This is a genomic window from Oculatella sp. LEGE 06141 (assembly GCF_015207605.1).
GTDB lineage: Bacteria > Cyanobacteriota > Cyanobacteriia > Elainellales > Elainellaceae > Oculatella.
The window spans coordinates 239,593-260,369 of record NZ_JADEWO010000001.1 but is presented as its reverse complement, the minus strand read 5'-3'; the positions used below and the strand labels follow the sequence as shown (position 1 = coordinate 260,369).

The following is a 20,777-nucleotide window of genomic DNA, read 5'->3' as shown; positions in this document are numbered from 1 at the left end:
TCAAACTGAGCCAGCTTACTACCCGGCTGGCTCAAGTTTGTGGTGGGTGCGATCGCCCTCACACGCTAACGTTTTCTGTGATGCGTCGCATTGCCTCTTCGACGTTGTCGCGACTGTTAAACGCCGAAATTCGGAAGTAGCCCTCACCGGCAGCTCCAAAACCAGACCCCGGCGTGCCAACCACATTACAGGTGTGCAGCAATTTGTCGAAAAAATCCCAGCTAGAGAGTTGGTTGGGCGTTTGTACCCAGACATAAGGCGCGTTCACACCGCCATACACCTGAATGCCCGCCGCGGTGAGCTTTTCGCGAATAATTTTGGCGTTCTCAAGGTAGAAGTTAACCAGCGCTTTGGTTTGTGCCTGTCCCTCTTCCGAGTAGACCGCTTCTGCCCCTTTTTGCACAATGTAGGACACGCCGTTGAATTTGGTGGACTGACGACGGTTCCATAACTTCCACAGGTCTACTTCAGAACCATCGGCTGCTTTGGCTGTGAGGGATCTGGGTACAACCGTAAAGGCGCAACGGGTTCCGGTAAAACCAGCATTTTTAGAGAAAGAGCGAAATTCGATCGCACACTCCCGTGCCCCTTCAATTTCATAAATGGAATGGGGCAAGTCTGGATCGGTAATAAATGCTTCGTAAGCGGCATCAAAAAAGATAATCGAGCCATTTTCTCTGGCGTAATCGACCCATTCTTGCAAGTGAGCCTTTGTAGCCGTTGCCCCGGTCGGATTGTTGGGAAAGCACAGGTAGATCAGATCGGCTTTTTGTGCCGGAATTTGAGCCGTAAAGTGGTTATCAGCGGTAATTGGCAGGTAGATCAAGCCTTCAAACTCACCCTGGTCGGAGGCAGATCCGGTGTGTCCTGCCATGACGTTGGTATCCACATAAACGGGATAAACCGGATCGGTAACGGCGATCGTGTTGTTGTGACCAAAGATGTCAAGAATATTGCCCGTGTCGCACTTCGACCCGTCGGAGACAAAAATTTCAGCGGCATCTACGTCACACCCGCGCGACTGGAAATCGTGGGCTGCAATTTTTTCGCGCAACCAGGCATAGCCTTGTTCTGGCCCATAGCCCTTAAAAGTAGCGCGATCGCCCATATCTTCTACTGCCTGAATCATTGCGGCGCGGCACGCGTCTGGCAACGGTTCGGTCACGTCACCAATTCCCAGTTTGATGATTTGCGCCTCAGGGTTTGCCTCCGCAAAGGCAGTCACCCGTCGGGCAATTTCAGGAAACAGATAACCCGCTTTGAGTTTGAGGTAATTGTCGTTAATGGTTGCCATTGTGAATTGCTACGTACGCCGTAGAATAGCTTACTGCCAACTGTCTCGTTCCAAAACGGGAAGGTTAGACGAAACAGCATAGCAGGCTGAATTGCCACAGCCGATGTTGAGAAGCAACGATCGACTCTTATCAGCAGTCTAGTCTGTACCAGGCAATTCTGATCGAAGGCGATCGCACCAGAGCCAACCTTCAGGCAGGGTGAGGTGGCGTTGAGCAATACCGTTGAATGACCGCCAGCAACTCTTCAAAATCGATCGGTTTGCAGATAAACTCATTGGCACCCGCCGCAATTCCCTCGTTGCGGTTGCTCTGTTCATACGCCGTAATCAAAATAATGGGCAGATGCGAGGCTGTTTGATTTTGCCGAATTTGTCGCGTCACCTCGTATCCATCCAGATCAGGCATCATAATGTCAAGTAATACCAGGTCGGGAAGTGACGCTTGAATTTGCGTTAGAGCTGCACTTCCACAGTCAGCCGTATCGACGTTGTACCCCTCAACCTCCAGAATGGCTTGAAGCAGAAATATATTGTCGGGAACATCATCAACGACTAAAATTCGGCATTGATCAGCAGGAGCCACAAGTATAAAAAAGTCCTATGTATCTAATCCTATCTAACTAATCTAGTATCGTAGCGCTATGGAGAAACGGTAACGACTAACACAGCCTTCATCTATGGTTCTCTGTGGTTTATAGTGATGCATCTAACTCCAGACAGGGATTTTGTCAGGTTGTCCTATCTTTAGTGGGCAAACTTTGGGGTATTCAGTGCTAACCAGCGGTTCACCAAGTGGCACAGCCGCACAGTTCAACCATTACGATCCAGAAAAGGCATAGCAACTGAACAGTTTCAGTTGCTATGCCGCATGGTGTGGGTCAATTTGGTGAGCCTGGCTCATTGCCTAACCCGGCTGGGTTCTTGGGGTTAGCAGTCCCGTTACAAGTTACCGGATTGGATGTGCCGATGCAGACTTATCCATTCGTTGACTGTTCCGCTTCGATCGCTTCTGGTTGAGTACCCGTCAAACTCACCTTAAAGACGCGGTTGCGTTCTGCTTCAACTTTGGGTAACGCTAGCGTCAAAATACCGTCCTTTAGATCAGCCTTAACCTGATCGTTTTGGACTTGCATTGGTAACGGAATGACGCGGCGGAAACTGCCATAACGGAACTCTGACCGGAAGTGACCTTCAGATTCTGTGCGCTTTTCAGAACGATGCTCACCCGCGATCGCTACTGCATCACGCATGACCTGAACATCCAGGTTTTTAGCATCAATGCCAGGAACTTCAGCTCGCAAGATGAGTTCACTGCCCGTGTCTTGCAACTCAACCGCAGGAACCCAGGCGGTATCGATGCCTTGAGTGACATCAGAAGAGTCGCGGTTTGTTGCTTCCAAATCGTAAAAAAGTCGATTCATCTGACGACGAAGTATGTCCATTTCACGGAACGGATCCCAACGCATGATTGCCATGATGACCTAACCTCCTGATTAAACAGTTTGCTGTCTAATTGCTGACTAAATAGAGTGAGTTGACAAACAAATAATGTTAGTGGGCGATGAAACGCAGTTGATGTGTTTCTGATAGTTACTGCACTCATTCATCCACATCAATTAGTGTATTCATTCCTCAATATAGAAGCAGTGGGGTAAACCGTAAAAGCGATGTTAGGCTTACCGTAATGCCCACAAAGTGTTACACTGGCGACCTTGTAAAAAGCCAGATGGTACCTGCTCTATTGGTGCAAAGCGTTGTAAAACGATCGCTAAAAAAGATGAAGCACTGACTGGTTCCTGGATTGGCAGGTTGGGTTTCTTTTATCTATTCTTTGCGCGAAACAACAAAGTTGCAGAGAAGCGCTGAGCTGCTTCAAAAGGATGGTTTTAGCAACCAAATCTGTCCAGCCCTACCATTCGTTGCAGTTAATCTGGTTAATTGAAAAGCAGTGAAACATTTACATTAAACACCTGATACCGGTGCAAATGCGTTGGTGCTGCCCAAGAGTTTCTTAACGATTTGAAAACAAAATTCTTATTTTTCTTCCTTCACTACCTTTCAGCCTTGTTGTAGATGCGTTGCTAAAGCATTCCCTTTACAACCGTTCTATCCTTTTTATTGGTTGATAGGTCGTTGTGTCAAAAACAGTTTCAGGTACTCCTACAACATCAGGCAAGGTCGAGCTTCCCAATCATCCGTGGGCCGTTCCAACAGAAGAGATCATTCAGCAGCTCGATGTCTCCCCTCAAGGACTGACAGAGCCAGAAGTTGAACAACGGCGGCAGCAGTTTGGGGAAAACCGCCTCCAGGCCACCAAAGGTCAAAGTGCGCTGCAAATTCTGATCGCTCAGTTTAAGAGTTTAATTATTGGGATCTTGGCGATCGCCGCCATTCTCTCGTTTGCCTTTGGAGAATGGGTTGAAGGCATTGCTGTTTTAATTGCGATCGCGGTCAATACGGTGATCGGTTTCTTCACCGAACTACGAGCGGTGCGATCGATGGAAGCGTTGCAGCAACTCAGCAGCACGACTGCTAAAGTGCGTCGGCAAGGGCACGTTCAAGAAGTAGCCGCAGAAGAACTGGTACCCGGTGACATCGTGTTGTTAGAAAGCGGTGATGTCATTGCTGCTGACCTGCGCTTAATGGAAGCTGCCGGAATTCAGGTGAACGAATCGTCCTTAACGGGCGAATCGGTTCCGGTTGGAAAGTCCATTACCCCCCTGGAGGCAGACTGCTCGCTGGCCGATCGAGAAAATATGCTTTACAAAGGAACGGCTCTTACTCGCGGTTCGGGCGAAGGCGTGGTGGTAGCCACCGGGATGGATACCGAGTTAGGCCACATCTCTGCTTTAGCCGAAGCAGCAGGGCAAGACGAGCAAACCCCCCTGGAAGAACGCTTAGATCAACTGGGTCGGCGGTTGGTGTGGGCCACCATTGCCATTGTGATTGCGATCGCCATTGTTGGCGTTTTGGGCGGCAGAGACATTTACGAAATGGTAGAAACCGCGATCGCGCTGGCGGTAGGTGCCGTTCCAGAAGGGTTGCCGATTGTTGCCACCGTTGCCCTGGCGCGAGGGATGTGGCGTATGGCAAAACGAAACGCGCTGATCAACCAGCTCTCTGCGGTGGAAACCCTGGGTGCCACCAGCATCATTTGCACCGACAAAACGGGAACGCTGACCGAAAACCGCATGACGGTTACGCATCTAATTCTAGAGTCGGGTGAGGTCAGAATTAGCGGAGAAGATCTAGACAACAAAGGCGACTTTAGCCTGAACGATCAACGCGTTAAACCACTGGAGATTGAGGATCTGCGAGCAGCCTTGGAAGTTGCTGTTCTCTGCAACAATGCTGCCCTGCAACCCAAAGCCTCTAATGAAAGCCGGGTGGTGGGCGATCCAATGGAAGTGGCGCTTCTAATTGCCGGAGCCAAGGCTCAATTGCAACGAAACGCTTTATTGGAGCAAATGCCAGAGGTGCGGGAAGAAGCGTTTGACCCTGACCTGAAGATGATGGCAACGATCCACAAGACGGAACAGGGACATCGCTATGCCGTGAAGGGCGCACCTGAATCGGTGTTGAAAGCCTGTACGCGGATTCGCACCACTGCTGACGACATCGCATTAACCGATTCAGCCCGACAGCATTGGCAAGATCAGGTCAACAAACTCGCCCGTGAAGGACTGCGAACACTGGCATTGGCCGAAAAAACGGTGCCAGACGACAACACAGCACCTTACGAAGATTTGGTTTTTCTGGGGATGGTTGGCTTACTCGATCCGCCGCGTGACGATGTTCGTGCTGCGATCGCCGAATGTAAGGACGCAGGCATTCGCGTAGTAATGGTGACGGGCGATCAGCCAGTAACAGCAAAGAATATTGGCTTAGCCGTTGGCTTAACCGATGACACAAATGCAGATATCGTTCAGGGGCGTGACCTCAAAGATCCAGATGACCTAACGCCAGAAGAGCGTCAGCGCATCGTACAGGCCACGATTTTGGCGCGGGTGAGTCCGGAGCAAAAACTAAACCTGGTGACGCTCCATCAACGCAATCATGCCGTTGTGGCCATGACAGGAGACGGGGTCAACGATGCGCCTGCTCTGCGTAAAGCTGATATTGGCGTAGCGATGGGGCAACGGGGCACCCAGGTTGCCAAAGAAGCGGCGGATATGGTGTTGCAAGATGATTCGTTTGCGTCGATTGTGGCGGCAGTGGAACAGGGACGCGCTATTTTTAACAACATTCGTAAGTTCACGCTTTATTTGCTGTCGGGCAATATGGGCGAAATTATTGCGGTTGGCGGTGCCTCGCTGTTAGGAGCGCCGTTGCCGTTGTTGCCGCTGCAAATTTTGTATATTAACGTCGTCAATGATGCCTTTCCGGCTCTGGCTCTGGGGTTGGGTGAAGGGCATCCATCGCTGATGAAGGAACCGCCTCGCGACTCCAGAGAGCAGATTTTGACGCGCCGCCATTGGCTCGCGGTGCTGGGTTACGGCATTGTAATTGCGGCGGTGATTGTGGGCGCGTTTGTACTGACGATCGCCAGACTAGGCGGCAACCAGGAACAGGCTGTAACCGCTTCTTTTATGACCCTTGGTTTTACGCGACTGTGGCATGTGTTTAATATGCGCGATCGCGGCTCTGGTCTAATCCACAATGAAATCACCCACAATCCTTTTGTTTGGGGCGCGTTGTTGCTTTGTACTGGTCTGCTGCTAGTGGCCGTCTATGTTCCGTTTCTGGCGGCTCCGCTGCGAACTGTCGATCCAGGAACCCAGGGCTGGCTGATGATTATTGGGCTGAGCCTTGTTCCCCTGGTAGTTGGACAACTGGTTAAACTGGTTCACAATCCAAAGCGGTAATGAGCCGGGAAGTACGAAACCCAATCTGTGCAGATGAGGTGAAGCGACGCTCCTGCGATCGCCTGTTTCTCTAGTTTGGAGCGCCTGCTGTTTTCTACGGCAATAGGGGTGTCCGCCAAGAGAGAGAGGAATTCACGAATTTAGATTTAGTAGCGTAGGTATCAGTATCTCCGCACTCTAACCATACGATCGCACCTTGACTCACTTCAAAACCGCACTACTCATTGCCAACCGCAATGCAAAGCAGGGTGACGCGTCATTATCTGAGGCGATCGCCTCGCTTCGCCAATCGGGCATCGAGCTAATTGACGCGCCTTCTACCAAGCCAGAATCCTTGCCCGACCTCATTCGGCAGTACCACAACCGGGTGGATCTCGTCATCATTGGCGGCGGTGACGGTACACTCAACGCCGCCGCCGCTGGACTGGTGGATACCCACCTGCCCCTGGCGATTCTGCCAATGGGAACGGCAAACGACCTTGCCCGGACGCTTACCATTCCCGACGATCTCAGCCAGGCCTGTCAGGTGATTACCACTGGGCAACTCCACCCCATCGACCTGGGATGGGTCAACGGCAAGTACTTCTTCAACGTCGCCAGCTTTGGGTTAAGCGCAGACATCACGCAACGGCTAACCAAACAGAAGAAGCAGCGATGGGGAATGGCGGCCTATGCCATCACTGCCCTGCCCGCTCTCTGGCAAGCTCAACCGTTTTCGGCAGAAATTCGCTACGCGCAGCAAACCGTTACCGTTAAAACGCTCCAAATTGCGATCGGCAACGGACGCTACTACGGCGGCGGTATGCAGGTATCGGCAGAGGCGATGATCGACGACCACCAGCTTGACCTCTACAGTTTGGAAATCCAGCAGGGTTGGCAACTTCTCTCCCTATTGCCCGACATGTTGCGCGGGCGGCATATTGAACTGCCCAACGTGCGATCGCTGCGGGGGCAAGAGTTTGAAGTAAAAACCGATCGCCCCTATCCCATCAATACCGATGGCGAATTAACCACCCAAACTCCGGCTGTATTTCGATTGGTTCCTGACGCAATCCGGGTGCTAGTTCCCGCCAATGTTTCGGCTGATACATTAGTCAGTTCCGCAACTCACTAAGATAGCTGACGCTGAGCGGCACTGACGAAGTGAAGGAGTGACGGTGTGGGTGTAGTGACGGTTAAACCAGGGCAATTGGCGATCGCCGCCAGCGACTTTGACGCGCGGCCAATGAGCTATGTCGATGGAACAGAACGGTTGGGCTATGAACCGGATGTGGCACGTCTTCTCTGTACCCACCTGGGCTTAGAGCCAGTTTGGTCTAACCTGCCGATGGCAGACTTTTACCCCAGCCTGCAAACGGGGACATATGATGTCGTTTGGTTTAACCAGGCCATCACTGAAGAACGCAAAGCGTGGGTTGATTTTACCCGTCCCTACGGCTTGTTTGATGAAGCGGTGTTAGTTAAGGCCGATCGCTCAATTCGGTCTTCAGCCGATCTCGCTGGACTAAAAGTGGGCGGCCTGGCAGATAGCACTAACTTGGCTCTAGCCGCCACGTTTGCAGAGGTTGAAACCGTTCCCTACCCCGGCAGCGATCGGGTTCTACCTGAAATGCTAGAGGCATTACGGAAAGGAGAAATTGATGCACTGATTGATGACGAATTGGTGCTGATCGTTGCGGCTGAAGATGACCCCGGTTTGAAAGTAGCGTTCACCGTCCCGACTCAAGTGCCGTTTGGCATTGGAGTGCAAAAAGGCCAGCCTGAGTTGTGGCAGGCGATCGACTCCACGCTAGAAGCCATGAGCGCAGACGGTACGCTAGCAGACCTGTGGGCAAAATGGATTCCCTGGAAGCCGTTTCCTTTCTAACCATTTTTGTAGTGGCGATAGTCTGCCCTTACCTGTCGCAATCCGTACTCTACACCGTTGAATCAGTGGCGATCGCCATCCAGTATGTATCCTGCTTAAACGGTGCAAACCCTCTTCTTATGTAGTTCGTCAAGGCAACGGGATGATCGAGGGTGCAGGTGTGCAGCCAAACGCGGGTTGTGTTGGTAGACCAGGCTTGTTCGATCGCCTCAGTCAGAAAATGCTTTCCTAAGCCCCGACCAATAAAATCTGGCAGTAGCCCAAAGTAGGCAATTTCAACAGAGCTATCGGGATAACCTTGTAGCTCAAAAAAACCAGCCGGTGCGCCGTTGCACATCATCACCCAAATTGAGATTTGCGGTTGATCAAGATGGGCGCGGGTCTGTTCGTCGCTCCAGGCCAGACGATCGAGCCATTGATAGTTGCGCCCTACCTCACTGTAGAGATAGCGATAGAACGACGTAGGACAATACATCACCTGCTCAACATGGAGGCGATCGCCAGCCGATTCAAAATCTAACCTGGCTGGCTTTAGCTCACTGGGATGCATCATTTGCAAATACGTCCGCGTTACCTCAATCCGCTGATTTTGTTCAACTGTTTCGCTCATCTCATCTATCTCCTACACCCCATTCCATAAACCCGCTTCCTCAAACAATAAGACAAAAATTCCCATCAATCATCCCTTACGTATCTGCCGATACAGAGTTGTCATAACAAGCTCGGTTTACTAACAAACAAAGATACTTGCGTCCGTTGGAGCGGTAAATCGTGACTGGAACTCTTGTTAAAGCCGAAACCCTCACAGACCTGGAAGCTTATGTTGCTCAAGCTGGACGAGCCGAGCTAGTACAGCATGTTCGCGCCAAAATTGATGAACTTGGCATCAAATACATTTACTACCAGTTCATTTCAGTCACGGGTCGCGTGGTGGGAAAAGGCGTTCCGGCGGATCACTGGGAAGCAATGGCCGAGCGGGGCATCCAGCTCGTTTATGGGGCGACAGCAAACCTTTACCTCGATCGCCACCGCAACTACATTGGCTACGGGCCTGAAGCCTCGGAACTGGTTGCCATTCCCGACCCAGATACTTTCTGCCAACTGCCCTGGGATAAACGAGTAGCGCGAGTCTTTTGTACCTGCTTTCGTAACCGCGAGGAGCCAACCGATCCGGGTGCGTATCTCACCTCAGATTGTCGCGGCAATCTGCGCCGCATTCACGAACAGTTTAAGCAAGACCATAACGGGCTGCACCTGCGCCACGGGTGCGAACCCGAAATGATGTGGCTTAAAAAGGGTGCAGACGGGATGCCCGATGGCGGCAAAACGAAGCCCAACTGTTACCACATTGACCAGTTTGAAGAATTGCGTCCCGTTGTGCTGCGTGTGATTGAGTATTCGCAAGCAATGGGGCTGGACATGATTCAAGGCGACCACGAAGACGCGCCCGGACAGCTAGAGCTAAACTTCATGTTTGACGATGCGCTCAAAACCTGCGATCGCCTCGCCACCTATCGTCAAATTTGTGCCCAGGTTGGACGCGAATTCGGCTTAATTGCCTGCTTTATGGCCAAACCATTCATGGGCGTTTCGGCCAATGGCTGTCACCATAACCTGTCGCTCTGGTATGGGGGCGAGGCGCAGGTAAAATCCTTTGGGCTGGAGTCGCTGCCCGGAGCAACCGAACTGTTCAGCTACACCAAGGGCGGCGAAAACACGTTCCTCCCCGATCCAGAGCGTTCGGCTACCAAACCCGGCCCAATTGGGCTGAATGCGATCGGCGGTGTGATCGAACATTTAGGCGCATTGACGGCGATCGGCTGTTCTACGGTGAACTCGTACCGTCGCCTGTGGGATACCGGACTGTGGGCACCCGTGTATGCCGACTGGGGGTTCCAAAACCGGACATGCGGCCTGCGCGTGTCTGCTCCGGGTCGGTTTGAATATCGCGCCGTTGACTCAATGGTTAACCCATATTTGATGGCGGGTGCTATTCTCAAAGCGTTTGATGACGGCATTAAGCGCAACCTTGACCCAGGTGAACCCGAACATCGCAACCTTTATGAAGCAATGGAAGCGGGTAAACAGGTGAAAAAACTGCCTATGTCCCTGGGTGAAGCGCTCGATCGCCTTGCTGCCGATGAGGTGATCAAATCAGCCCTTCCCGGTGAAATGTATCAGGTCTATCACTGGTACAAACGAGACGAATGGGAGCGCTTTCTGGCAACCACTAGCAATTGGGATGTGGAGAACTATATTGATTGTTTGCCGTAGTGTCGTTAACTTAACCGCTATTGCTCTGGTCGATTTAAATACACAATCATTTCGCCAACGGTGAGGTCAAGCTGCTGAAAGTTGGGGTTATCCGACGAAAACAGCGTATCGCCTGTTACGGCCTGGAAGGCAGACGCATCGCTTTTAGCTGCCTCAGGAGTCGGTTGCAGCCGCAAAATTAACAAATCCTGATACTGCGACAGGTCGCTATCCTCCAGGGCAACGGTGCCGCCATAATCCCACCCCAGTCCGTACAGTTCAAACTCGCCTAGTTGCTGTTCTAGTTCGTTGAAGGACGTTCCCACACCAATCCCTTCCGGTGTTTTCCATGCTGATCCCAGATTACGGATCTCCTCTGGCTGGGTGCGGCTTTCATCGGTCCAGACGATGCTGAACGATCGCGCTTCTCCTAAATTGACCGTGGTTCCAGGCTTGGTAAAGCCTTCACCAATGCTAACTTCCTCATCCTGAAGGACATCTTCACCAAATCGCTCAACTAACTCATCATGGCTGGTATCTGGGGTAATAGGGCCAACTCGTTCACCGGGCACCACCACCGTATCTGAGAGCGCAGCCCCATTTGTCTCATCTCCCGTATCGGTGGGAGCTTGAGCCGGCGATTCTGCGGTTGGGGATGGTGTTTTTACCGATAAAGATGTATCTGAGGTCGGGTTGAAGAAAGCACATCCCCCCAGCAACAGCAGAGATAGCACGAATAACCGTTGAGTAGACTTAACCATATCTAAATTCCTTGATCCATCACTTCGGTGTAGACCGAGATCAATACAAAGCGAATAATTTCTTTTCTAATTCCAGCATAGCGATCGCCCCCCCTGGTGGCCAGTAAACTATGCCACTCTTGAGACTGTTTAGAAGCAGACATTGATGGATTGATCAACCGCAACTTAACCAGGAATTACTATCGACTATTTTCAACCGTTTTTGAAACTCAGAATTGAAATTTAAGCTGCACGATTGTGCTGGTTGAAGTACAACGTTGAGGCATTTCAAGAAACTGTCACAAACTGTCTGGTGAGGTGTCAGCAGCCCACTGGCGTAACCACTGCATCAAGTCTGATGGGAGGTCAACCCTGGCTCGTTTTACCGCATCGATCGCCACGTGTTTGGTTAACGCTTTGCCTATCAGTTTGTCAGTGCGACTGTCTGGATAAATCTCGTAGTGAATCTCAAATTGATGATTGGACGTTAACTCTGGTTTAAGCTGAATCTGGCAGCGATCGCCACAAAACATCGGCTGAAAGAAATCAACGCTGGCATGGGTAATTGGAATAGCAATATTGGGATGACTAAAAAAAGGTTTAATCTCGATTCCTGATGCAGCGAGTGATGCCTCGTAGGCTTCATGGCACATGGCTAAAACATTGGCAAAATAGACCACCCCAGCGGCATCTGTGTCTCGAAAAAAAATGGTGCGTTGGTAGATAAATGGCATACAAACTAAATTAATGTATTAACTCAATGCCTGATAAGGCTCATCCTAAGAGGATGTTTTAACAGTGCTGAATGTCACCCGAGCCGCCGCCTAAATTCTCCAATTCTGGGGAACTTTGAAATAGAACTGGTTCGGAAGTCCCCCAAGGTTAGGGGATTAGGGGGCGGTTCGAGTTGGAGCTTAGCACTTTTAAGACATACTCTTAGGAACAGAATTCGACCCAATGCCATCAACAAACTGTCAGGTTATTATTCTGGCACGCTATATCTCGCTACTGTTATCGTTTCTTTCCTATGTTTAACCCTGCTCACGCCATTGCCAGGCGGCTCTCCTGGAACTTTGCCCTTGTCACTAGCCTTCTACTGAGTGTGGGCATTGCGCCAGTAGTGTTCGCCCAGGATGGAGTACCTGAACCGCCAGCAGCAACCTCCGAACCAGAATTAGATGAACCAGAAGCACAGGAGTTGACCGACGAGCAGCTTCGGGCGATCGAATGCAATCGGTTAATTACAGTGTCCAACCAGGCGGTATCTGAAGTGCAATCGGTGACTCAAACGGACGGAGCGGCTCAAATCGAAATGTTTTTGCAAATTTCAAACATTGCAGACCGTGCTTCTGCGGCAATGAAAATTATTAGTTTATCGGATGAGCAGTTAGACGGGTTTCGGCAACGCTTCATTGCCATGTATACCGATACAAGTCAGGCGGTTCGAGACTTATCTGCCGCCACCCGCCTATCCGATGAGGCAGCAGCCCGCCAGGCCTACGATGCCATGTTGACGGCCACCAATCAAGAAGCTCCCCTGGTAAATGATGTGAATGCCTATTGCGATCGCCAAGCTCAGCAGGATAGGCTACAGCGTACTGAATGATTCGGTTACCTATGGCTCACCGTAGCGCAGATACCTGTTGGTCTACCCCATCACGCTTCATGATGCTTAAAGTCAGTGGCTTAGTGTTGACCAGTTTGGGAAGCCTTCTCATCATGTCTAGCACTGCCCAGGCGCAGTTAATGAGTCGGCTTACGGTGGAGGTGATGGGTTTGCGGGGGCAGGAGGGCAACTTCTGTTTCAAACTCTTCAACGGCAGTCGTGGGTTTCCCAATGACAACGACAGTGCGGTTAAGCGAGGCTGTGTGCCGATTGCTGATCACCTTCCCGAAACGCCTGACGAGCCGTTTTCCTACGCTTTTGACGATCTGGAGTTTGGTACTTACGCGGTGGCGATTTACCACGACAGCAATCGCGACGAACAGCTCAACCGTGGCGCATTTGGTATGCCATCAGAGGGGTATGGGTTTTCGAATGATGCACCGGCTGAAACAGGCCCGCCCAACTATGCCGATGCGGTCATTTTAGTGGCCGGTTCTAATCCAACGATTCAGATTCAGATGCGGTATCCGCAGTAGAAGCCGATCCCGTTACGGCTTCTACTGTAAATTTCTTTAAAGCCGTCTTCAAAGGAGGTGGAAACCGGACAGCACAATGACTTGACCGATAATTGCTTGTTTAAGCTTTATACTCTCTAGGCTACTTTTTCGTAGCTTGCTTAGAATTGTAGTCTGCATCGGCTCTACGTTTATCGGCCTGCTACGATGTCTAGCTCCAGTCCTGGTAGCCCGAATTCGATCGCGTCTGTGTCCCAGGCTGTCTACGTTCCTAGATAGCTTGTTTTTTAGACAATGTGTGTTGATACAACTCCCTTGAGCCAACATTTTTGAGCAAACAGATAGGTTTATGAGTTGGCAGTTCCACAAACGGCAGTCCCTGCTTAAGGTTGCGTCTGCTCTGCTGCCAGGTACGCTGACGGCACTGGCTGTTTTGGTCTTGTTTGAACTGGGAGTGTTGCAGCCGTTAGAGCAAGTTGCCTACAAAACGCTGTTTCGCACCAGAGGTTCTATACCCTGGGATGAGCGAATTGTAGTGGTGGCGATCGACGAACCCAGCCTTCGCCAATTGGGACAGTTTCCCTGGTCGCGCCAACGCTATGCCACGTTAATTAATGTCCTGTCTGAATCTGAAGCGAGCGTTGTCGCGTTTGATATTTTGCTGTCTGAGTCCAGCCCAGACGATGAAGTGCTGGCCGATGCAATGGTTCAGTATGGCCGTGTGGTGCTGGCTCAAGCCTGGGACTATACCAACGTTCCCTTACATCCAACGCCTGCTCTGCGCGAGGTGGCGATCGCCCAGGGGCAAATTTACAAATCAGAAGACACAGACGGAATTACCCGTACCCTGCCGCCCGATGTTAAAGGTGTCCTGACGCTGGGGTTGGTCACGGCTCAGGTCTACAGTTTGGTGCGAGAAGCGGTTCCTCCGGTTGACGTTAACCAACCGCTTTATATCAACTGGACTGGCCCTGTTTCCCAAATTCCGCAATACTCGTTTGTTGATGTGATTGAGGGCAAAATCCCCGCTGCTGCCTTTCAAGACAAAATTGTCATGGTTGGCATTACGGCGACAGGCTTTGATCCGCTGCAAACCCCGTTTGATGCTAATCCGGCTGCAACGAGCGTCTTTCTGCACGCTACTGTGCTAAACAACCTGCTTCAGCAAAACTTTTTGCAGGTGCTGCCAGACGGTTGGTTTCTATTCATTTTGCTGCTGGTGGGGCCAGGGTTGGCGATGCTCCTGCCCTATCTCAGTACCCGGCAACAGCTAGGAGTGTTAACTGGCCTGTGTTTGGCATGGCTTTGCCTCAGTGCTTTGCTATTCAATTTGGGATATTGGGTGCCAATGGCTTCGCCGATCGCACTCCTGACTCTAACGGGAGGAGCGGTTGCCCTCAGCGAACGGTTGAAAGAAAATGAACTGTTGCAGCGAGAAATTGCCCGACTGTGGCAGGCTCACCATCAGCATTTGGTGCTGCGAACGGATGAAACCACCGATCCGTTAATTCAGGCGCACGGCAAGCGCTTACTGCAACCCTCTGTGCCCCTGCGGCGCGTGGCTCAACTGGCGGCATTGGCCGAGCAGTTTGGCCGCTCTCACTCTACCCAGGCGGCGATCGCCCGTAACCTTTCCATTGGCCTGGTTGCTGCCGATCGAGATGGCCTGATTTGGTTTTGCAACCCCGTTGCGGCAGATTGGTTGCAGGTGCGGGTGGGCAGTCGCCTGTGCAAAGCACTGGTTCCAGGCTGGCTGAGCGCAGAGCAATGGCAAGCCCGTCTAGAAGCACTGTACCAAGGTCAAGACGTTGCCACAAATGAACTGCAATGGGGCGATCGCTGGTTTGCCCTGATTCTAGAACCCCTGATTTATCATCCTGAGCAGGTGCCGTTGGCTGGCTCACCGGACGGGTTGTTGCTGATGTTGGAAGACATTACTAGCCGCAAGCAAATTGAGGAAAACCTCAACCGCCAGGTGCAGGAAATGCACGAAATGGCAGTCTTAAAAGACGATTTCATCAGCACGGTATCCCATGAGCTGCGAGCGCCGTTGACCAACATGAAAATGGCGATTCACATGCTGCGATCGGCTCGCTCTGCCGAACAGCACGATCGCTATCTCAAGGTATTGCAGGATGAATGTGCCCGCGAAACCAGCTTAATTAATGATTTGCTAGACCTGCAACGGCTGGAAGCGGGGGCAAAGGCGATGCGGCTGGAGCCGATTGATTTGCAGGCATGGTTGCCCCATTTGATGGAATCGTTTCATGAGCGGGCTGACGCTCGCCAACTCACGCTGATTCTGAAGCTGCCGATTCACCTGCCTGCGTTGCAGTCTGACGAGTCGGGGCTGGAACGGCTGCTGGTGGAGTTGATCAACAACGCCTGCAAATATACGCCGCCTCACGAAATGGTGACGGTTGAAGTAACCGACACTCCTACCCATCTGTGCTTTAGCGTCACCAATTCAGGGATTGAAATTCCAGCAGAAGAACTGTCGCGCATTTTCGATCGCTTTTATCGCGTGCCGAGCGGCGATCGCTGGAAACAGGGGGGCACCGGGCTAGGGCTGGCGCTCGTTAAAAAGATTGCCGAATATTTGGGAGGGACGATTCAGGTCACAAGCCAGACGGGTGAAACCACTTTTACGGTTCATCTGCCTCTGATTTTACCGGAAGCAGATCCCTGTATACCGTCCTGACCGTTGGGATTAAAAGATAAACAGCAGTGACACATCCCACTCGCCCGCCTGCCGCGTTAGCTGAATCTGCCGAATAAATTCGCGGAAATAAAATCGCCGTTCTGCTTCAGACAGATCCAGCCAAAATTGGGGAATAGAGACGACCTGCGCGATCGCCCTCAAGTTGACAGGCGGTAGCTGTGACAGTTGGGCTTGTAGCCTCGCCATTTCGGTTCTCAGGTTATAGGCTCGCAGGTCAGCGGTTGCCGTATCCAAAATATCGCTGGCTGTGAGGGCAGGCAGTTGGTCTAGTACGGCTTGTTTGGCTGCAATTTGCGCCATCAGGTCTTGCTTAACCTGGTCGATATCTGGCATGGGCAGGTCTGAAACGGCACTGGGCAACGCTGCACAAATGCGTTGAATGGTGCGTTCCAACAGGTGGGCATAGGGAATAGCTCGACACTTTGGTTGGGCAGGGCAGTGGGTGGGGCGTAAATACAGATACTCCTGCTGGCTGCGGCGAGCCGTTACACGGCTAATTGTCATGGGAGATTGACAAACGCTACAAATCACCAAACCAGAGAGCGATCGCGGCGCACTGGCGGTGCGGGGCGTCATTCGGCGATTTCGACGCAGCAGCCGATCGACTTGTGCCGCTTCCTCGCGGGAAATAATCGCGCTGTGCGTATCTTGCACAATATCGCCAGTTTGGTAAGCTAAGTCGCCCCGATAAACTGGATTCGTTAGCCAGCGTCGTCCGGTTGAAACTGAAATTTTCTTGTTGTATTTCTTCTGCAAATAGCGGACACTGCCTCTTAGGGAACCGTAGAGAAGAAAATTCTCAAAAAAGTCCTTCACCACGGGTGCGGTACTGCGATCGACCGTGTAGCGGTCTTTGCCACGGCGATAGCCATAGGGCGCTTTACCCGGTGGCGGCAGGGCCTTGATGCGGTTGCGAGCGTGACCTTGTTTGATCTGACGCTGATGCTGATTGGTTTGAATCGTTTTTACCAGGTGCAGTAAGTCCGATCGCGGCCAGGGTTGATGGTCTACACCAACCTGTTCGTCGATGGCAAGTAGCCGCACCCCAAGCGATTCCAGGGTTGCCAAACAGTCCCCCACGGCCTGAACCGAATCTCCCAATTCGTCTAGCCGTCTCACCAGCAGATAGATGGGTTTTCCATCCTGGCAATCGCGCAACAACTGCTCTAGTTGCTGGCGATCGCCCAAGTCCTGATACACCCGATCTACTTCCCTGCCCCAGACTGATGCATCCGGCACAGTTTCAAACAGCGGATCGCTGTAGGAGTAAGCAAAGATCGTCATCTGATCGAAAAGACCACGGCAAAATCTGGTTGTCCGTTCCAACCGGGATAAACCAACAGCGTGCTGCTGAACGTGGCTAAGCAACCCTTGAAAGTCATTCGTTTACCGCCCGATTGCGTTCACCCCTTTTAACACCTTAATCTATCGTTCTATAGATGTCTCAACCGTTCTGTTTATGCCTTCTTTCCCGTTTGGCTTCCGGCAACATCCTGCTACAGGGCGATAATCTGCCGAAGCTCACAAAAAACTAGAATTGGCCTAGTAAAACCCATAAAATTGTCAAATATTATTGCCAGGACAGACCATGAGTTCAACGCTCCAATCGCCGGACGACGCTTATCGTTCTAGTACTGTGACAGAGTCGAAAACTCCTCAAGACGAACTTATCACGGCTTCTTCTGACTTATTTTTGCGTCACCGTCTCCGCATTGTGGAGGACTTGTGGGAATCTGTCTTGCAGCAAGAGTGTGGTCAGCAACTCGTCGATTTGTTGCGGCAGTTGCGATCGATGTCTTCCCCAGACGGCCAGGCTCCAGAGTCAATTGAAGCTGGAGTGCTTGGAGTGGTTGAAAAGCTAGACCTCAATGAAGCGATTCGGGCGGCTCGTGCCTTTGCCCTTTATTTTCAGCTAATCAACATTGTGGAACAGCACTATGAACAGCGAGGGCAGCAGCAGCAATATCGAGCCGCCTACGAACGTCGCTCGGACGATGATCATGGCAAGGCTAACTCGGTCTTTGCCAACACGCCCTCGATTGTGTTTTCCGACCTGGAAGCTCAAGGGGCTGGGCTTCAGGCGGATATGTTAGAGAAAAGCCTGCATGAAACCATCGTGCCGCCACGCGGTGCCAATACCTTTCATGCTCTTTTCCCTAAACTGCATTACCTCAACGTACCGCCCAAGCACGTTCAAGAGCTGATTGATAATTTAGACGTGCGGCTAGTGTTTACGGCTCACCCGACTGAGATTGTGCGCCACACGATTCGCGACAAGCAGCGCCGGATTGCCAAAATTTTGCTGCAAATGGATTTGGTAGAGCAAGGGTTGCAGTCTACCGGGCTGGCTTCATCCTGGGAAGCGGAAGGGCTGCGCGACCAGCTAACGGAAGAAATTCGGCTCTGGTGGCGCACCGATGAGCTGCATCAGTTTAAACCAACCGTTTTGGACGAGGTAGACTACACCCTGCACTACTTTGAAGAAGTGCTGTTTGATGTGATTCCACAGCTCTATCATCGGCTGAGCCGTGCGCTGCAAACGACGTTTCCACGTCTGCGTCCGCCCAGTTACAACTTCTGCAAGTTTGGCTCCTGGGTCGGTTCCGATCGCGATGGTAATCCGTCGGTGACACCGCAAATTACCTGGAAAACCGCCTGCTATCAGCGCAATCTGGTGTTAAAGAAATACACGCAGTCGGTGAAGCGGTTGACCGATCTGCTGAGTTTGTCGCTGCACTGGAGCGATGTGCTGCCAGACTTGCTGGAATCGCTAGAGCAAGATCAGACGCAGTTGCCAGAGGTGTACGAGCAGCTAGCGATTCGCTACCGTCAGGAACCGTATCGCCTGAAGCTGGCCTACATCCAGAAGCGGTTGGAAAATACGCGCGATCGCAGCCTCAAGCTCTATAACGGCGATTACCTGCAAACCGAGGTGCCCGAAATTAACCCAGCCGCGATTTATCGGTCGGGTGCCGAATTTTTGGCAGAGTTGCAGTTAATCAACCACAATCTCAAAGAAACAGGATTAAGCTGTCTGGATCTGGAAAATTTGATTTGCCAGGTGGAAATCTACGGCTTTAATTTGGCGCATCTGGATATTCGGCAGGAAAGCTCCCGCCACTCCGACACGCTCAATGAAGTGGCAGAGTATCTGCAAATTTTGCCGCGTCCTTATAACGACCTGTCGGAAGAAGAGCGATTAGAGTGGCTGCTGACTGAACTGAAGACTCGTCGCCCCTTGCTGCCTACGGAACTGCCGTTTTCTGAAAAGACATGCGAAACGATTCAAACCTTTCGCATGGTGCGTAAGCTGCACCAGGAGTTTGGGGCAGAAATTTGCCAGACCTACGTAATTAGCATGAGCCATCATGGCAGCGACCTATTAGAAGTGTTGCTTTTGGCCAAAGAGGCTGGACTCTATGACCCGGCTACTGGCACTAGCAGTCTTCACGTTGTGCCGCTGTTTGAAACGGTGGAAGACTTGTTGCGCGCTCCTCCGGTGATGACGCATCTGTTTGATCTGCCGCTTTATCGAGCGTATTTGGCGGGGGGCTATGCTCAAATTCAGACGGCTCAAGCCGAAGCGAATGCCGTTGCAGAGGGTGTTGCTCCAACTCCGATCGCCCTGCCTCCGTCGTTGCAGGAAGTGATGCTGGGTTATTCCGATAGCAACAAAGATTCTGGCTTCCTCAGCAGTAATTGGGAAATTCACAAGGCACAGCAGGCGTTACAGCAGGTGGCCGATCGCTACAATATTGCGCTACGCATTTTTCATGGGCGCGGCGGTTCGGTTGGGCGCGGGGGGGGGCCTGCCTACGAGGCGATTTTGGCGCAACCGGGAAGCAGCATCGATGGGCGCATCAAAATTACGGAACAGGGAGAGGTGCTGGCCTCAAAATATAACCTGCCAGAACTGGCGCTGTATAACCTGGAAACCATTACCACGGCAGTGCTGCAAGCCAGCCTGCTGCGGAATGGGTTTGATGATATTCAGCCCTGGCACGAAATTATGGAAGAGTTGGCGACGCGATCGCGCAGTCACTACCGCTCCCTAATCTACGAACAGCCGGACTTCATCGACTTTTTCATGCAGATTACGCCGATCGAAGAGATCAGCCAGCTTCAAATCAGTTCGCGTCCGGCGCGACGGCAGAGCGGCAAAAAGGATATTTCCAGCCTGCGGGCGATTCCCTGGGTCTTTAGCTGGACGCAAACTCGCTTCCTGTTGCCCTCCTGGTATGGGGTTGGCACAGCAATTCAAGCCTTCCTGGAGCAAGAGCCAGACGAGAACCTGAAGCTGCTGCGCTATTTCTACTACAAGTGGCCTTTCTTCAAAATGGTGATCTCTAAGTGTGAGATGACCCTGGCGAAGGTCGATTTACAGATTGCCCACCACTATGTGCGCGAGTTGGGTTCACCTGAGGATCGGGAACGCTTCCACCATGTGTTTGAGCAAATTGCTCAAGAGTATTACCTTACCCGCGATTTGGTGCTAACGATTACAGGCCACAAGCGCTTATTGGATGGCGATCCAGAGTTGCAGCGATCGGTACAACTCCGCAACGGCACGATCGTGCCATTGGGCTTTTTGCAAGTCTCGCTGTTAAAGCGGTTGCGGCAACATAAGAGCCATGCGGCTTCGGGTGTGATTCGATCGCGCTATAGCCGGGGCGAACTGTTGCGGGGTGCCTTGCTCACCATCAACGGTATTGCTGCCGGAATGCGGAATACCGGTTGATCGGGTAGTGCGGCGTTGCTGAATGGAGGTAGGGACGGGGATTGAACCTGCTGCCAGGTCACTGGATGTCATTCCAATCCACTCTCCCTACAAACTCACAATTCAGCAACGCCCTGCCCATCCCTGCGCTGAAAGAGGAGTTTGGGTGAGGGTTTTTGAGGTTTGTCAGTCAAGCAG

16 protein-coding genes are annotated in these 20,777 nt (G+C 51.8%); 8 read left to right on the top strand and 8 right to left on the bottom strand.

The genetic code is table 11. The features are described from left to right. Positions 1–58: 58 nt before the first annotated feature. The 3 genes from IQ268_RS01205 to IQ268_RS01195 all read right to left on the bottom strand — a co-directional run bounded on the left by IQ268_RS01205 (position 59) and on the right by IQ268_RS01195 (position 2,769). The gene (locus tag IQ268_RS01205) at positions 59–1,294 is read right to left on the bottom strand and encodes an LL-diaminopimelate aminotransferase (protein WP_193874685.1); all 1,236 of its coding nucleotides are present in this window, start codon (positions 1,292–1,294) and stop codon (positions 59–61) included. 190 nt (positions 1,295–1,484) lie between these two features. After that, the gene (locus IQ268_RS01200; RefSeq protein ID WP_193874683.1) at positions 1,485–1,877 is read right to left on the bottom strand and encodes a response regulator; all 393 of its coding nucleotides are present in this window, start codon (positions 1,875–1,877) and stop codon (positions 1,485–1,487) included. Positions 1,878–2,268: 391 nt separating this feature from the next. After that, positions 2,269–2,769 carry an Hsp20/alpha crystallin family protein gene (locus tag IQ268_RS01195; protein ID WP_193874681.1) on the bottom strand — a complete coding sequence of 167 codons (501 nt, stop codon included), beginning with the start codon at positions 2,767–2,769 and terminating at the stop codon, positions 2,269–2,271. Positions 2,770–3,429: 660 nt separating this feature from the next. Here IQ268_RS01195 and IQ268_RS01190 point away from each other — a divergent pair. The 3 genes from IQ268_RS01190 to IQ268_RS01180 all read left to right on the top strand — a co-directional run bounded on the left by IQ268_RS01190 (position 3,430) and on the right by IQ268_RS01180 (position 8,026). Continuing rightward, positions 3,430–6,159: a cation-transporting P-type ATPase gene (locus IQ268_RS01190; RefSeq protein WP_193874679.1), complete on the top strand. Its 2,730-nt coding sequence runs from the start codon at positions 3,430–3,432 to the stop codon at positions 6,157–6,159. A gap of 196 nt (positions 6,160–6,355) precedes the next feature. Next, positions 6,356–7,273 carry a lipid kinase gene (locus tag IQ268_RS01185; protein WP_193874677.1) on the top strand — a complete coding sequence of 306 codons (918 nt, stop codon included), beginning with the start codon at positions 6,356–6,358 and terminating at the stop codon, positions 7,271–7,273. 45 nt (positions 7,274–7,318) lie between these two features. Beyond that, positions 7,319–8,026, top strand: a complete 708-nt coding sequence (locus IQ268_RS01180; RefSeq protein ID WP_193874675.1) for an ABC transporter substrate-binding protein — start codon at positions 7,319–7,321, stop codon at positions 8,024–8,026. A gap of 49 nt (positions 8,027–8,075) precedes the next feature. Here the strand turns inward: IQ268_RS01180 and IQ268_RS01175 are convergent, their stop codons facing one another. Continuing rightward, entirely contained in the window at positions 8,076–8,636 is a 561-nt protein-coding gene (locus IQ268_RS01175; RefSeq protein ID WP_193874673.1) for a GNAT family N-acetyltransferase, read from the bottom strand. A 161-nt stretch (positions 8,637–8,797) separates the two neighbouring features. On the opposite strand from IQ268_RS01175, the gene IQ268_RS01170 reads away from it, so the two are divergent. Then, positions 8,798–10,300: a glutamine synthetase gene (locus tag IQ268_RS01170; protein ID WP_193874671.1), complete on the top strand. Its 1,503-nt coding sequence runs from the start codon at positions 8,798–8,800 to the stop codon at positions 10,298–10,300. 17 nt (positions 10,301–10,317) lie between these two features. Here the strand turns inward: IQ268_RS01170 and IQ268_RS01165 are convergent, their stop codons facing one another. The 3 genes from IQ268_RS01165 to IQ268_RS01155 all read right to left on the bottom strand — a co-directional run bounded on the left by IQ268_RS01165 (position 10,318) and on the right by IQ268_RS01155 (position 11,753). Continuing rightward, positions 10,318–11,040, bottom strand: a complete 723-nt coding sequence (locus IQ268_RS01165) for a hypothetical protein (protein ID WP_228034971.1) — start codon at positions 11,038–11,040, stop codon at positions 10,318–10,320. A 2-nt stretch (positions 11,041–11,042) separates the two neighbouring features. After that, complete coding sequence (locus IQ268_RS01160) at positions 11,043–11,183, bottom strand: hypothetical protein (RefSeq protein WP_193874669.1); 141 nt, start codon at positions 11,181–11,183, stop codon at positions 11,043–11,045. Between the two features lie 135 nt (positions 11,184–11,318). Then, positions 11,319–11,753 carry a thioesterase family protein gene (locus IQ268_RS01155; protein WP_193874667.1) on the bottom strand — a complete coding sequence of 145 codons (435 nt, stop codon included), beginning with the start codon at positions 11,751–11,753 and terminating at the stop codon, positions 11,319–11,321. Between the two features lie 293 nt (positions 11,754–12,046). Here IQ268_RS01155 and IQ268_RS01150 point away from each other — a divergent pair, with 293 nt between their 5' ends. The 3 genes from IQ268_RS01150 (at position 12,047) to IQ268_RS01140 (ending at position 15,841) form a co-directional block, all read left to right on the top strand. Next, complete coding sequence (locus tag IQ268_RS01150) at positions 12,047–12,625, top strand: hypothetical protein (RefSeq protein ID WP_193874665.1); 579 nt, start codon at positions 12,047–12,049, stop codon at positions 12,623–12,625. An 11-nt stretch (positions 12,626–12,636) separates the two neighbouring features. Further along, the gene (locus IQ268_RS01145; RefSeq protein WP_193874663.1) at positions 12,637–13,161 is read left to right on the top strand and encodes a DUF2141 domain-containing protein; all 525 of its coding nucleotides are present in this window, start codon (positions 12,637–12,639) and stop codon (positions 13,159–13,161) included. Between the two features lie 328 nt (positions 13,162–13,489). Next, positions 13,490–15,841: a CHASE2 domain-containing protein gene (locus tag IQ268_RS01140; protein ID WP_193874661.1), complete on the top strand. Its 2,352-nt coding sequence runs from the start codon at positions 13,490–13,492 to the stop codon at positions 15,839–15,841. A gap of 9 nt (positions 15,842–15,850) precedes the next feature. On the opposite strand, the gene IQ268_RS01135 is transcribed toward IQ268_RS01140, so the two are convergent. After that, on the bottom strand, positions 15,851–17,146 hold the full coding sequence (locus IQ268_RS01135; protein ID WP_193874659.1) for a recombinase family protein: 1,296 nt from the start codon (positions 17,144–17,146) through the stop codon (positions 15,851–15,853). Positions 17,147–17,450: 304 nt separating this feature from the next. Here IQ268_RS01135 and ppc point away from each other — a divergent pair, with 304 nt between their 5' ends. Then, the gene (gene ppc / locus IQ268_RS01130; protein ID WP_193874657.1) at positions 17,451–20,600 is read left to right on the top strand and encodes a phosphoenolpyruvate carboxylase; all 3,150 of its coding nucleotides are present in this window, start codon (positions 17,451–17,453) and stop codon (positions 20,598–20,600) included. The last annotated feature ends 177 nt before the right edge of the window (positions 20,601–20,777 follow it).

Bases quoted from the DNA above. Each gene is read 5' to 3' on its own strand.
- IQ268_RS01140 (WP_193874661.1), top strand. From the start codon at position 13,490: ATGAGTTGGCAGTTCCACAAACGGCAGTCCCTGCTTAAGGTTGCGTCT.
- IQ268_RS01160 (WP_193874669.1), bottom strand. From the start codon at position 11,183: ATGTCTGCTTCTAAACAGTCTCAAGAGTGGCATAGTTTACTGGCCACC.
- IQ268_RS01205 (WP_193874685.1), bottom strand. From the start codon at position 1,294: ATGGCAACCATTAACGACAATTACCTCAAACTCAAAGCGGGTTATCTG.
- IQ268_RS01145 (WP_193874663.1), top strand. From the start codon at position 12,637: ATGGCTCACCGTAGCGCAGATACCTGTTGGTCTACCCCATCACGCTTC.
- IQ268_RS01195 (WP_193874681.1), bottom strand. From the start codon at position 2,769: ATGGCAATCATGCGTTGGGATCCGTTCCGTGAAATGGACATACTTCGT.
- IQ268_RS01165 (WP_228034971.1), bottom strand. From the start codon at position 11,040: ATGGTTAAGTCTACTCAACGGTTATTCGTGCTATCTCTGCTGTTGCTG.
- IQ268_RS01135 (WP_193874659.1), bottom strand. From the start codon at position 17,146: ATGACGATCTTTGCTTACTCCTACAGCGATCCGCTGTTTGAAACTGTG.
- IQ268_RS01150 (WP_193874665.1), top strand. From the start codon at position 12,047: ATGTTTAACCCTGCTCACGCCATTGCCAGGCGGCTCTCCTGGAACTTT.
- IQ268_RS01175 (WP_193874673.1), bottom strand. From the start codon at position 8,636: ATGAGCGAAACAGTTGAACAAAATCAGCGGATTGAGGTAACGCGGACG.
- ppc (WP_193874657.1), top strand. From the start codon at position 17,451: ATGAGTTCAACGCTCCAATCGCCGGACGACGCTTATCGTTCTAGTACT.
- IQ268_RS01155 (WP_193874667.1), bottom strand. From the start codon at position 11,753: ATGCCATTTATCTACCAACGCACCATTTTTTTTCGAGACACAGATGCC.